The sequence below is a fragment of the Methanobrevibacter sp. UBA417 genome (genome assembly GCF_002508845.1).
Taxonomy (GTDB): domain Archaea; phylum Methanobacteriota; class Methanobacteria; order Methanobacteriales; family Methanobacteriaceae; genus Methanobrevibacter_A; species Methanobrevibacter_A acididurans.
On sequence record NZ_DAZC01000027.1, the window covers coordinates 212,442 to 225,085 of the forward strand.

General features: G+C 27.2%; 15 protein-coding genes. All 15 read left to right on the forward strand.

Features of this window, described 5'->3' with window-relative positions; translation table 11 throughout:
* Positions 1-97: 97 nt before the first annotated feature.
* The 15 genes from BP769_RS05650 (at position 98) to BP769_RS05720 (ending at position 12,586) form a co-directional block, all read left to right on the forward strand.
* Positions 98-1,462, forward strand: a complete 1,365-nt coding sequence (locus tag BP769_RS05650) for an FAD-dependent oxidoreductase (protein ID WP_413862221.1) — start codon at positions 98-100, stop codon at positions 1,460-1,462.
* 161 nt (positions 1,463-1,623) lie between these two features.
* Positions 1,624-2,463, forward strand: coding sequence for a MotA/TolQ/ExbB proton channel family protein (locus BP769_RS05655; protein WP_409198555.1), 840 nt, complete (start codon positions 1,624-1,626; stop codon positions 2,461-2,463).
* Positions 2,464-2,549: 86 nt separating this feature from the next.
* Positions 2,550-2,960 (forward strand): ExbD/TolR family protein, encoded by a 411-nt coding sequence (locus BP769_RS05660; RefSeq protein ID WP_413862223.1) that lies wholly within the window; start codon positions 2,550-2,552, stop codon positions 2,958-2,960.
* A 43-nt stretch (positions 2,961-3,003) separates the two neighbouring features.
* Positions 3,004-3,630, forward strand: a complete 627-nt coding sequence (locus BP769_RS05665; RefSeq protein WP_413862225.1) for an IMP cyclohydrolase — start codon at positions 3,004-3,006, stop codon at positions 3,628-3,630.
* 135 nt (positions 3,631-3,765) lie between these two features.
* Positions 3,766-4,530 (forward strand): coenzyme F420-0:L-glutamate ligase, encoded by a 765-nt coding sequence (locus BP769_RS05670; RefSeq protein WP_409198552.1) that lies wholly within the window; start codon positions 3,766-3,768, stop codon positions 4,528-4,530.
* A 28-nt stretch (positions 4,531-4,558) separates the two neighbouring features.
* Positions 4,559-5,314, forward strand: coding sequence for a DAPG hydrolase family protein (locus tag BP769_RS05675; RefSeq protein ID WP_409198551.1), 756 nt, complete (start codon positions 4,559-4,561; stop codon positions 5,312-5,314).
* Between the two features lie 5 nt (positions 5,315-5,319).
* Positions 5,320-5,790: a hypothetical protein gene (locus BP769_RS05680; protein WP_409198550.1), complete on the forward strand. Its 471-nt coding sequence runs from the start codon at positions 5,320-5,322 to the stop codon at positions 5,788-5,790.
* 41 nt (positions 5,791-5,831) lie between these two features.
* A complete protein-coding gene (gene cofD, locus BP769_RS05685) occupies positions 5,832-6,734 on the forward strand; it encodes a 2-phospho-L-lactate transferase (protein ID WP_413862263.1) in 903 nt (300 codons plus the stop codon).
* 115 nt (positions 6,735-6,849) lie between these two features.
* Positions 6,850-7,617, forward strand: coding sequence for a GTP cyclohydrolase III (locus BP769_RS05690; RefSeq protein WP_413827003.1), 768 nt, complete (start codon positions 6,850-6,852; stop codon positions 7,615-7,617).
* Between the two features lie 175 nt (positions 7,618-7,792).
* Entirely contained in the window at positions 7,793-8,500 is a 708-nt protein-coding gene (locus BP769_RS05695) for an MJ0144 family RNA dihydrouridine synthase-like protein (protein WP_413827068.1), read from the forward strand.
* Positions 8,501-8,602: 102 nt separating this feature from the next.
* Positions 8,603-8,998: a DUF134 domain-containing protein gene (locus tag BP769_RS05700; protein WP_413827001.1), complete on the forward strand. Its 396-nt coding sequence runs from the start codon at positions 8,603-8,605 to the stop codon at positions 8,996-8,998.
* A 60-nt stretch (positions 8,999-9,058) separates the two neighbouring features.
* Positions 9,059-9,358: a hypothetical protein gene (locus BP769_RS05705; protein ID WP_409198547.1), complete on the forward strand. Its 300-nt coding sequence runs from the start codon at positions 9,059-9,061 to the stop codon at positions 9,356-9,358.
* Between the two features lie 168 nt (positions 9,359-9,526).
* On the forward strand, positions 9,527-11,128 hold the full coding sequence (gene atwA, locus BP769_RS05710) for a methyl coenzyme M reductase system, component A2 (protein WP_409198546.1): 1,602 nt from the start codon (positions 9,527-9,529) through the stop codon (positions 11,126-11,128).
* Between the two features lie 232 nt (positions 11,129-11,360).
* The gene (locus BP769_RS05715; RefSeq protein ID WP_413826998.1) at positions 11,361-11,843 is read left to right on the forward strand and encodes a methanogenesis marker 9 domain-containing protein; all 483 of its coding nucleotides are present in this window, start codon (positions 11,361-11,363) and stop codon (positions 11,841-11,843) included.
* Positions 11,844-11,968: 125 nt separating this feature from the next.
* Positions 11,969-12,586, forward strand: a complete 618-nt coding sequence (locus BP769_RS05720) for a precorrin-2 dehydrogenase/sirohydrochlorin ferrochelatase family protein (RefSeq protein WP_413826996.1) — start codon at positions 11,969-11,971, stop codon at positions 12,584-12,586.
* The last annotated feature ends 58 nt before the right edge of the window (positions 12,587-12,644 follow it).

The following is a 12,644-nucleotide window of genomic DNA, read 5'->3' on the forward strand; positions in this document are numbered from 1 at the left end:
ACAATATTTTTTATTACAACATTTTAAATAAAGATAAATATTATTAAATCACTAATTAAATTATTGAATATGAATTTATTTTTGAGGTGAATATATAATGAAACATTTTCAAAATATTGTTATTGGATTTGGAAAAGGTGGTAAAACACTTTCAGCATATTTAGGTTCTAAAGGTGAAAGTGTTGCGATGATTGAAAAATCAGACCAAATGTATGGTGGAACTTGTATTAATGTTGGTTGTATTCCATCAAAATCTTTAGTGACTAGTAGTTTAAAATTAAAAGGTAAAGATTTAAATTTAGATGAAAAAAAGAAGTTTTATAAAGAAGCAATTCTTGAAAAAAGAAGATTAACTGGTATGCTTCGTGAAAAAAACTTTAATATGTTAGATAAAAATGAAAATATTACTGTTTTTAATGGTTTTGGAAGTTTTATAAATGAAAATCAGGTACAAATAAAAACCAATGATGAAACTTTTAATATTGAAGGAGATAGAATCTTTATTAATACAGGATCTAGTTCTGTAAAACCTCCTATTGAAGGGATAGATAATAATCCTTATGTTTATTTCAGTGATAGCTTAATGGATCTTGATGAGTTTCCAGAAAGATTAGTTATTGTTGGTGGTGGATATATTGGTTTAGAATTTGCTTCTATGTATTCAAATTTTGGATCTAAAGTTACTATTATTCAACATGGACCTTTGTTTTTAAAACGTGACGATAGAGATGTTGCAGATGAGATTGAATCTATTTTTAAGAATAAAGGTATTGATATTATTTTTAATGCTGAAATCGAATCTATTATTAATAAAGATGATGAAGCTGTGATTAATTATACTATTGATGATGTTAAGAATAGTTTTTGTGCTGATGCTGTTTTAATTGCTACTGGTAGAAAAGCTAATACTGTAGGGTTGAATTTAGATCTTGCAGGTGTTGAAACTACTAAACGTGGTGCGGTTAAAACAGATGATAATTTACAAACATCTAATCCTAATATTTGGGCTATGGGTGATGTTGTAGGTGGTCTTCAATTTACTTATATATCTCTTGATGATTTCCGTATTGTGAAAAATCAACTTGAAGGTAAAATGGATTATAATTTATTTAATCGTAAGAATGTTCCATTTAGTGTTTTTATTGATCCTTGTTTTTCTAGAGTTGGTTTAACTGAAAAAGAAGCTATTGATAAAGGTTTTAATGTGAAAATATCTAAAATGCCTGCTGCAGGTATTCCTAAGGCACAAGTTCTTAAAAATCCTGTTGGCTTATTAAAAGCTATTATTGATGAGGATTCTAATAAGATTTTAGGTGCTGAGTTAATTTGTGAGGAATCTTTTGAAGTGATTAATATTATTAAATTAGCTATGGATTTAGATTTAGATTATACTTTACTTAAAAATCAAGTTTTCACCCATCCTACTATGAGTGAATCTTTAAATGATTTGTTTAATATTTAATTAATTTTTTTAAAATTTTTCTTTTACTTTTTTTTTAATTTTTTTAAAAATAAATATATATTACTTTAAATAAAACTACAGTTATTATTAAGTGAATATTTTTTATTATATTATTTAATAATTTTTATACATAATTTTATAAAATAATTAAAGAGGAAAACATGTTGATTGAAGCATTAACTGGCGGTATTAATGGTATTATTGAAATGTTTCAAGATGGTGGAATTATTACCTACATTATTACTTTTTTAGGTATTTGGGGTTTATTAATTTCATTACAGAAAGTATTCTATTTAAGACGTATTAGTAAAGTTGATGCTACTGAAATTATGGGTACTGTAACTGTTTCTATGGAAAAAGGTGGAGCTATTGAAGCTCTTAAAAATATTAGCCATTACAAGAATCCAGTATCTAGAATTATATCTGAAGCTTTAAAAATCGGTTATAAAAATAAAACCGAAGTCGAAGAAAGTATGGAACAGATTTTTATTGTTGAAGTTAGTAAAATGACTAAGAATCTTAGTACTCTTAAAACTATTATTGAAATTGCTCCTTTTTTAGGATTGATTGGTACAGTTTTAGGTATTTGGATGACTTTTAAAAGTTTAGGTGTAAATGTTAGTAGTACTACTATGGCTCAGGGAATCTATGTTGCATTAATTACAACTATTGCGGGATTAGCTGTAGCTATTCTTTTAATACCAATAAATACTTATATTAAAGGTTTGATTGATGAAGAAATGGATAAAATTGAATTAGCTACTAAAATGACTAATTGGAGTTATGCTGTAGTTAAAATTAGGGTTTATGAAAAAATGCCTTGTGTTATTGAAGCTTTACAAGAAGCTGAAGGTATTGTTAGTGTTAGAGAAATTTCAGAACCTTATTCTAATGTCCAAATTTCATTTAAACCTAGTATGCTAGAAAAAAGTATTAGTAATATTATTTTGGAAAAATGTGATGTTAAATCTGAAATAACTGAAAGTAAACTTAAACAATGAATTTATGAAATTTTAAAAGCTTGGGAGAATTTATTTTCAATTCTTTTAAGTTTTTCAAATTTTTTTATGTATATGAGGAAAATAAAATGGCAATTGATATTAAGAAACATAAAGAAAAACTTAAAAATGATGAGCCTGAAATCAAATTAGTGCCATTTATAGACATTTTATTTACTTTATTAATTTTTATAGTTGTAACTAGTAGTTTTGGTGCTGCTGATGTGAGCCATCAAGACAACGGAGGTACAGGTAAACCAAACATAACTGATAGTTCAGGAAATAATGAATATTATATGATTCCTGTAGCTGGTTTGCAAAAAGTTACTGTTAATGGTATTGATATGTCTGACCAAATTAAGGATAATGCTATTGGTGTTCAAGCTCAAGTTATGGATCAGGGTAGAATAGATATTAACCCTCAAGATAAATCGATTACGATTACGATACCATCGGGTATGGATCCTAATAAGGCAGTTCGTAGCCCTGAAACGGGTTAAATAAATTTTTTTTTATAATATTTTTTTTTGAGGTTGATAAAAAATGTATTTAGGTAGAATTTTATCTGTAGGTATGACTACAGATGGTAAACCTTTTGTAGCTTATAGAGTTTCTAGTAGATCTTTTCCAAATAGACAAGCTAAAAAAGGTGAAGATGAAGCTGCAATAATTCCAAAAGAAGGTTTTGAAACCGATATATTTAAAAATACTTATATTGCATATAATTGTATTAAAATTGTTGGTGATACTGCAATAGTTTCTAATGGTTCACATACTGATGTTATTGCAGATAAAATTAGTTTAGGAATGAGTATTAAAGATGCTTTAGGTTACTCTCTGTTAACTATGGATTATGAGAAAGATGATTATAATACTCCTAGAATTGCTGCTGTAATTAATTGTGCATGTAGTGAAAATGATTATGAGTGTTATGTTGGAATTGTTACTGATGAGAAATTATTAGTTGAAAAAGTAGGTTTTGGTGAAGCTGTATTTATATCTACATATGAATGCAATAATCCTGAAATTGTTAAATTCAGTGCTGAAAATGCTGATGAAGCGGCTCAACTAATATTTGATGGTGGAGCATTTGAAGAATTTGAAAAACCCGTAACATCTGCAGCTAGTGTGTATGATGGAAAATGGGATATTTCTGTTTTAACTCCATAATTTTAATAAGAATTTTTATTTTTTTTCTATTTTTTACTTATTTTTTTATTTTTTAAATTAAATTTTAAGCTTTTTAAATGTAATTTTTTCATAAAACAATAAATTTTTATATTATTAAACTATTATTTTATTAACATGACACTCGAATTAATTGGACTTGAAGGAATTCCTTTAGTAAAAAAAGGGGATAATATAACTAAATTAATTTTAAAAGCTTTAGAAGAACAAAATATTGAACTTGAAGATAGTGATATTTTGTTAATTGCTGAAACTATGGTTTCTAAGGCAGAGGGTAATATTATAAATTTAGGAGATATTTTACCATCTGATGATGCTATTATTATAGCTAAAAAAACTCAAAAAGATTCTAAATTAGTTGAAGCAATTATTCAAGAGTCAAGAGAAGTTGTAGCGGTTGGTCCTGATTTTATTATAACTGAGACTAAGGACGGTTTTGTGTGTGCTAATTCTGGAATTGATGAATCAAATGTTGATGAAGGTTTAGCTACACCAATGCCTAAAAATGCTGATAAGTCTGCTAGAGATTTAAGAGAAGCCTTAGAAGATGTTACTGGTAAAGAATTAGCTGTTATTATTACTGATACTCAAGGTAGAGCCTTCCGTGTTGGTGCTATTGGAACTGCTATAGGTTGTTCTGGTATTAATCCTCTTTGGAAACGAAAAGGTGAAAAAGATTTATATGGTAGAGAATTGAAATCTTCTGAAATTGCAACAGCTGATGAATTAGCTGCAGCTGCATCATTAATCCAAGGGCAAGCTGATGAAGGTTTACCTGTTGTTATTGTTCGTGGATTTACTGGTTTTAATTTATTAAGAAATAAGGACAGTAATATTAATCCTTTATTATTACCTAAACAATATGATGTATTTAGAAAATAAAGAATAAAATTTTTAAGAAGATGAGTTTATGGTTGAGAATGTAATTGATCAAATGTTTGAAATCCCATTACCTAAGTTAAGTAAAGAAATTAGACAAAAGATTAATAAAGCTTCAGATATCACTACAATATCTAAGAGTAATATTAATCAATTAATTTTGAATGAAGATGTTCAAAATGAAACTGGTTATAAATGCTTAGATGATGGTACTTATCTACTTTCAATGACCTTAAACTTTCCGAATCTTACAGTTGATATGATTGAATGGTGGTTTTGGTGGTACTCACAAAGTAGTACATATTACAGATTATGGTATCCTGGTTACCATTCAAGTATTATTAATTTAGATGATAAATTATATAAAGGAAAATTTCATGGTTTTGAACCATGCACTCATCATGTTACAGAAGATTTTGGTAAAGGTAATGTGACATTAGCTATTAAATTTCAAAATCCATGGATATTTGGATTTGATAAAACATTATTTAAAGATAATAATATTGGTACTGTTTTTTGTGCAACCATAGGTACTATTGGTGGAGTAATTGGCCATAGTAAAATGGTTCATGTAATTAAGGAGAAAGATGAAGGTATTCAAATTATTAGTCGTTTTTGGATTGGAGATAATATTCCAAGATTAATAAAAAGAAGATTACTTAATGAGGATACTGCTTATTTAATAAGTAAACATTATTTTATAGAATATACTAGACTTAATGAGATTTTACCTCCATTATATGATACATACCGAGAAAAATTCTATAAAATAGATATTGGAGAATAACTAGAATGGGTTCTATTGTTAAATATGAATGTGAAAATTGTGGTTTTAAATTTACTGATAAATCATTGATTTTTTATTTAAATGAAGATAAAGATGAAATAGTTGAAGAAAGTTTAACTATGAAAACTTCTAAGAAAATGGATAATTCTGAATTAGCAGGATATCTATATGTTGGATACTGTAAAAATTGTGATAATTTTATTAAAACTTATGTTCCAGAAATTAATAACACTAATTTAAATGAAAAAGAAATTTATAATTTAATACCTGATCTTATAGGTAATGATTTAAAATTTAATAAGATTTTAACTTTTGATTTTAATAAAACAAGTTTCCAACATAGAAGAAAAATTTTATTAGAGAATAATTGTCCTAATTGTGATAATCAAATGGCTCTTTTAATTGATGATTTACATCCATGTCCTCAATGTGGAGAAGAATCTGTTAATGCGATTGAAACTATAAATATTAAATAAAGAAAATATTTACTATTTTTTTTATAGAGGTTATTTAAATGATAATTACTATACTTTCTGGAGGTACAGGAACTCCAAAATTAATTCAAGGTTTGAAAAATATTGTTGATGCTGAGGATATTAATATAATTGTTAATACTGTTGAAAATGATTATTTTTCTGGAGTTTATGTTTCTGCAGATATTGATACTGTGCTTTATACGCTTTCAGATATTATTAATGAAGATTTATGGTATGGGATTAAGGATGATACTTTTATAACTAATGAACGTCTTGGTGAAATAGGTTCTCCAGAGTTATTGAGAATTGGGGATAAAGATCGGAGTACTAAAATTCAAAAAACATTATTATTAAAAGATTATAGTTTAACTGAAGCTGTTGATATTCAAAGAAAAGGTTTAAATATTAAATCTAAAGTTTATCCTATGAGTGATGAAGATTCTGAAATAAAAATTTTAACTGATAAAGGTGAAATGGAATTTCATGATTTTTTAATTAAAGAGCAGATGAAACCTGAAGTTTTAGATGTGATTTATAGTAATGTTAAACCTGCTCCTGAAATTATTAATACTATACAGAATTCAGATATTGTGATTATAGGTCCATCTAATCCTATTACTAGTATTTTACCTATTTTAAAGTTAGATGGAGTTATAGATGCTTTGAAAAGTACTTATGTTGTTGGGGTTTCTCCTATTGTTGGTGGTTCTGCGGTTAGTGGTCCTGCAAATAAGTTTATGAATGCTTTAGGTTATGAAACTAGTTCTTATGGTATTGCATCTATTTATAAAAGTTTTCTTAATAAAATGGTTATTGATTTAAAAGATGAGAATTTAAAGAGTGAAATTGGAAAGATTATTCCAGAAGTAACTGTGACTAATACTATTATGAAAACTATGGAAGATAAAAAAAATTTAGCTAAAAATTGTTTAAAAAAGATTTGATTTTTTAATTTCTTTAAAAAGACTTAAATTTTTTTTTAAATTTATTTAAAATATAATGAAAAGTTTTTATACTATTTAGTTAAAATCTATATATTAATAATATAGGTGAAATTATATGATACAAATGACATTGATACAAATTGATAACTATGGTCCTTGGACAGTTACTCCTCGCCCACGTAATGAATCTGACCTTCAAATTTTACAATCTGAATTATTTGCTGATGTGCAAAGACAATTTGCTATGAAGAAAGGTTTAGTGTTCTTTACTAGATTTGATAATATGCTAGCCATTACTAATGGTTTAGATACTGAAGATCATTTAAGAATTCAAAGATCTATTCGTAATAGATACCCGATTACAATAAGTATGGGTGTGGGTGCTGCTGAAACACCTCATGAAGCTCAGAAATTAGCAACAATTGCTTTACAGAATAAAGGTGGAGCTCAACAAAAAGAAAGAAAGGAAATTTTAGCTGTTGATTCTTTAGCTGAAAATAGTGAAAATTATGTTCAAGTTGCCCATGTGGATATTAATAGTGTGACTGAAACTTTAACTGATATTGAGTCTGCTTTTGATACTAGTTTTATGGTTAATAAGGCACAGCATTATTTAATGAGTAAATTAATTAAAAAAGGCGGTTTAGTGTTCTTTATTGGTGGAGATAACTTTATGTGCCCATGTAATGGTATGAGTGCTGAGGAAATTGAAGAAACTTTAAAAGAATTATATGATGAGATTGGTATTGGTTTAAAAGCAGGTATTGGAAGAGGTAATAATGCTGAAGATGCTGCTTATATGGCGGATATTGGTTTAGAAAATATTCGTGAATGCAACAATGAGAAATGGATTGACATTGTTGAAAAAGAATATAAAGATTAAATTTATTTAAATTTAATGTATTTCACCTATAAAAAAAGAAATTCCGTATATTAAAAACCATCCATTTTTTTTTAATTATTCTTTTTTTATTAAGTTTTTATTGAATTTTCCTTTTTTTTAAATTATTTTTTTATAAATGAGAGATTGATTTTTTATGATAAAAGTGATAGCTCCTATGGCTGGAATAAGTGATGGAAATTTTTTATTAAAGTTAATTCCTTATGGATTTAATGTTGCTACTTTAGGAGGTTTTAATATTGATGAATCTTCTATTGATGCTGGTAAAAAAATTATTTCTAGAGGTAGGAAAGAGTTTGATTTAGAAATGTCTAATGTTTTTTCTTTTATTAAAGATGAATCTGAGTTGATTCGTGAAAATTCTGATGTTTTAATTTCTTGTAATGTTCGTTCTGTTAATCCTGAGAATGTTATTAAAGTTAGTGAATTAGATTCTGTTGATATTGTTGAGATTAATTGTCATTGTAGACAAAAAGAGTTAACTAGTATTGGTTGTGGGCAAAGTATGTTAAAACGTTCTGATTTATCAGATTATATTGTTAGTGTTGTTGATAATGCTAGTTCTAAGGTTTCTGTTAAGATTCGTGCTAATGTTAGTGGTGTTGATACTTTGAGTATTGCTAAATTGGTTGATGAATCTGGTGCTGATTTTCTTCATGTGGATGCTATGAATCCTGGTGTTGCTAATGCTGATTTGGATTTGATTCGTAGAATTTCAGGTGAAACTGATATTTGTTTGATTGGTAATAATTCTATTAATTCACTTGAGCGTGCTGAGGATATGGTTAGTGCTGGTGCTGATGGTGTTTCTTTAGCTAGGGCTTGTATGAATGGTAAATTAGATTTTGATTTATCATCTTTGTAATTTTTTCTGTTTTTATTTATGTTTATAGTAAGTTTTATAAAGGTGTTATGAATATATATTCATAATATATAATAAAAAATTATATTATAAAGGTTGAAAATTATGGTTAGACCAAAAATCAAACGTCAAATAAGTAAAAATCCTGAACAAAGGTGCTTCAATCAAAACAATAATAATTTACCAGCTATAGAAATGGTAGCTGATGAATATGAAGCAATTAGATTAAAGGATTACCATAATTTTAATCAAAAAGAATCTGCAGAATTAATGAACATCTCCCAGTCTACCTTCCATAGAATACTGAATTCTGCTAGAAAAAAAATTGCTAAATCCTTAATTGAAGGGAGAAAAATCAATATAATTGAAACTGATAATATTAACGAACCAAATACTTATCATTGCAAAAAATGTGGATTTCAATGGAACAACAATAATAAAAAGTACACTGAATGTCCAGATTGCAAATCTAAAGATATTGAATTATTAATAGAAGAATAAAAAAAAATTTCAAATAATGTTCTAAAAGATTAAGGTAAAAAAAATAGGACGTGTAAAAAAATGGATGAACATGAAGTTTACCATTGCCAAAATTGTGGATTAGAATGGAAAAATAATAATAAAAAGTACACTGAATGTCCAGAATGTAAATCTGATAAAATCATACTCTTAAAAAATGATACATTGAATAAAAGAAGATCTTTTGGAGGAGAAGGTAGAGGTATTGGAATTCCTCCTTCTTCCTGTAAATGTCCTAAATGTGGATATGAAATCCCTAAAATTAAGGGTGAACCTTGTAAAAATACTAAATGCCCTAAATGTGGAACTCCTATGCATGGTAGTGGAAGATGTATTAATTAAATTAAAAATATTAAATCTGTTATAAAATAAGATAATAAATATTATAAATAAGAAATATAAAATCTAATATATAAGAATTTTATAAATTTACGATTATTAATCAAAAAAGGAATAATATTCATTATAAAATAAATTAAAAAAAGGAACAAAAAAATTAAAGGTGAACGAATGTCTTTTATTACATTTAAAAACATAGGAAAAACATTTAATGATGTCCCCGTTCTTAAAAACATAAACTTAGAAATTGATGAAGGAGAAACTTTAGGAATATTAGGTAGAAGTGGTAGTGGAAAATCTGTTTTAATCAGTATGTTAAGAGGTACAAAAGAATATGAACCAGATGAAGGTCAAATAATATTCCATGTTGCAATGTGTAAAGAATGTATGCATGTTGAAGCACCCTCTAAAATTGGTAAAAAATGTTCATGTGGTGGAGAATATGAAGAAAAAACCATTGACTTTTGGCATGCTGAAAGATTAGAATTTGCTGCTATTAAAAGAAGAATAGCTATAATGCTTCAAAGAAATTTCGCATTATACGATGAAGAAACTGTTATCGATAATGTTCTTAAAGCTATGGGTGATGAAGGTAAATATTTAGAAGAAAATATTTATAGGGCTTTAGAACTCTTAGATATGGTTCAAATGAGCCATCGTGTAACTCATGTAGCTCGTGATTTAAGTGGAGGAGAAAAGCAAAGAGTAGTTTTAGCTAGACAATTAGCGAAAAATCCAACTTTATTTTTAGCTGATGAACCTACAGGTACATTAGATCCTCAAACTGCTGACCGTTTACATGATACTCTTGAAAAAGAAATTAAAAATAAGAATATTACTATGGTTATTACTAGTCATTGGCCAGAAGTAATTAATACTTTAGCAGATAAAGTTATTTGGTTAGAAAAAGGTGAAATTAAAGAATGTGGAAAACCTGAAGAAGTTGTTGATAAATTTTTAGCTACTGTTCCTTTACCTAAAAAAGTTGAAAAACATGCACATGGTGGTCCTGAAATAGAAATTAAAAATATTAAGAAATATTATTATTCTATTGAAAGAGGAGTAGTTAAAGCTGATGATAACATTAATTTAAGTGTTAACCATGGGGAAATATTTGGAATTGTTGGATTAAGTGGTTCTGGAAAAACAACACTTACTCGTATGATATTAGGTTTAACTGATCCAAGTAGTGGTGAAATTAACATTAAACTTGGAGATGATTGGATTGATATGACTAAGGCTGGTCAATTTAATCGGGGAAGAGTGACTCCTTATATTGGATTACTTCACCAAGAATATTCTTTATATCCAAGTAGAACAATTCTTGGAAATTTAACTGATGCTATAAGTTTAGATTTACCTGGAGAATTTGCAAAAATAAAAGCTAGTCATGTTCTTGTTGCTGTTGGATTTGATGAAAGTACTGCAGGAAATATTTTAGAAAAATATCCTGATGAATTAAGTGTAGGGGAAAAACATCGTGTAGCACTTGCACAAGTTCTTATTAAAGAGCCAAATATTATTATTTTAGATGAACCAACTGGTACTATGGATCCAATTACTAGAGTTATTGTAACTGACTCTATTCTTCGAGCAAGAGATGAATTTGATCAAACATTCTTAATAGTATCCCACGATATGGATTTCGTATTAGATGTTTGTGATCGTGCTACTCTTATGAGAGGCGGAAAAGTTTTAGAAACTGGAAAACCTGAAGAAATCGTTTCATCATTAACAGTTAAAGAGAAAGAAGACATGTTAAAAGACGAATAATAATTTATCATACTTTTAATTCTTTTTTTACATTTTTTTTAAATAAAACCGTTTACATTATATACTTTAAAAATCATATTATTAGAATAAAAATATTAGTTTTATATAGAATTAAATTTTATATAGATATACTAATTAAAATGTAATTATGTCTTAATTTTAGGCATTCTTTTAATAGTGAAAAACTAATTAAATATAAAATTTTAATAAAATAAATTTAAGGAGTAATAATATGGGTTGGGATGACGCACCATCACATATATGTCGAGGGGGAGATGTTAGAGGATTAGCATTTTGTTGTCCTCCAGTTAAACCATGTCCTGTGATGAATGCTTTAAGAGAAGTAGGAATAACACCACAAGAATATATAAAAATTAAAGAAGATTTCGCTAAAAACACTAGATTGGGCGAAGGTGCTGGAACTTGTTTTGGTTCATTAGTTTGGTGTTGTAAAACATCTAAACCTTGTCCTTTAAGAGATATGGTATTGCGAAATATTAACATGAGTCCAGATGAATATTTAACTTTGAAAAAAGAATTATCCGAAGCATTAGTTGGCAATACAGAAGATGATTGTGAAGAAAATATTAATGCTCTTGTTGATGCATTCGAAATATCTGAAACTGAAGCTAATAAAGTTTTAACTGATTGTAATAATGATTTGCGTATGGCTATTAAGTTACTTAGAGTTAAAGCTTTAGAAAATGGAAAATAAAATTTATATGTTTTATTTATTTTTTATGAATTTTTTTTTATTAAAAAAATTCTACTAATTTTTTATTTTTTTTATGAAATATTTTTTATTAAACTAGTTTTTAATTAATAAAGAAAGGTAATTATATGGGTTTAACATCAGTTTTTTTAGAAGTGAAAGATAAAAATGTTTTTATTTTAGGAACTGGAGAGGTAGCTACACGTAGAGCTAATCGTTTTTTGGATAAAGGTTCTAATGTTATTTTAGCTGGAGATTTTATTTCTGAAGAATTATTAGATAAAGGAGCCATATTAGAAGATTTGAGTCATGTTGACAAGTTAGTTAAATGGTGCGATATTGTTATTTTAGCTAGTGGAGATAAGGATTTATCTGATTATGTTTCAAAAATTAGTGAGGGTAAATTAGTTAATCGTGCTGATTGTCCAGATGATGGTAATCTTGTTATTCCTTCAAGTTTTTTTATTGGTGATGTTGAAATTTCCTTATTTACTGGTGGTAAAAGTCCTTTGATGGCTAAGGAGCTTCGAAAAAAGATTCAATCTACAATTAGTTCTAAAGATATTCTTGAGATTCAACTTCAAGATTATTGTCGTAATCTTTTAAAAAATAAGATTCCTAATCAGAAAGATAGGAAGAATAAATTGTATGATATTTTAAAGGATGATAAAGTTAATATGCTTTTAGAGGAATCTAGATTAGATGAAGCTAAAGTTTATGTTGAGGGTTTAATTGAAAATATTTAATAATTAATAGTAATATAATATTAATAGAATTTCTTTTATGTTTATTTTTTTTTAGGGA

Coding starts and splice junctions, on each gene's coding strand:
- BP769_RS05650 (WP_413862221.1), top strand. CDS start 98: ATGAAACATTTTCAAAATATTGTTATTGGATTTGGAAAAGGTGGTAAA.
- BP769_RS05655 (WP_409198555.1), top strand. CDS start 1,624: ATGTTGATTGAAGCATTAACTGGCGGTATTAATGGTATTATTGAAATG.
- BP769_RS05660 (WP_413862223.1), top strand. CDS start 2,550: ATGGCAATTGATATTAAGAAACATAAAGAAAAACTTAAAAATGATGAG.
- BP769_RS05665 (WP_413862225.1), top strand. CDS start 3,004: ATGTATTTAGGTAGAATTTTATCTGTAGGTATGACTACAGATGGTAAA.
- BP769_RS05670 (WP_409198552.1), top strand. CDS start 3,766: ATGACACTCGAATTAATTGGACTTGAAGGAATTCCTTTAGTAAAAAAA.
- BP769_RS05675 (WP_409198551.1), top strand. CDS start 4,559: ATGGTTGAGAATGTAATTGATCAAATGTTTGAAATCCCATTACCTAAG.
- BP769_RS05680 (WP_409198550.1), top strand. CDS start 5,320: ATGGGTTCTATTGTTAAATATGAATGTGAAAATTGTGGTTTTAAATTT.
- BP769_RS05690 (WP_413827003.1), top strand. CDS start 6,850: ATGATACAAATGACATTGATACAAATTGATAACTATGGTCCTTGGACA.
- BP769_RS05695 (WP_413827068.1), top strand. CDS start 7,793: ATGGCTGGAATAAGTGATGGAAATTTTTTATTAAAGTTAATTCCTTAT.
- BP769_RS05700 (WP_413827001.1), top strand. CDS start 8,603: ATGGTTAGACCAAAAATCAAACGTCAAATAAGTAAAAATCCTGAACAA.
- BP769_RS05705 (WP_409198547.1), top strand. CDS start 9,059: ATGGATGAACATGAAGTTTACCATTGCCAAAATTGTGGATTAGAATGG.
- atwA (WP_409198546.1), top strand. CDS start 9,527: ATGTCTTTTATTACATTTAAAAACATAGGAAAAACATTTAATGATGTC.
- BP769_RS05715 (WP_413826998.1), top strand. CDS start 11,361: ATGGGTTGGGATGACGCACCATCACATATATGTCGAGGGGGAGATGTT.
- BP769_RS05720 (WP_413826996.1), top strand. CDS start 11,969: ATGGGTTTAACATCAGTTTTTTTAGAAGTGAAAGATAAAAATGTTTTT.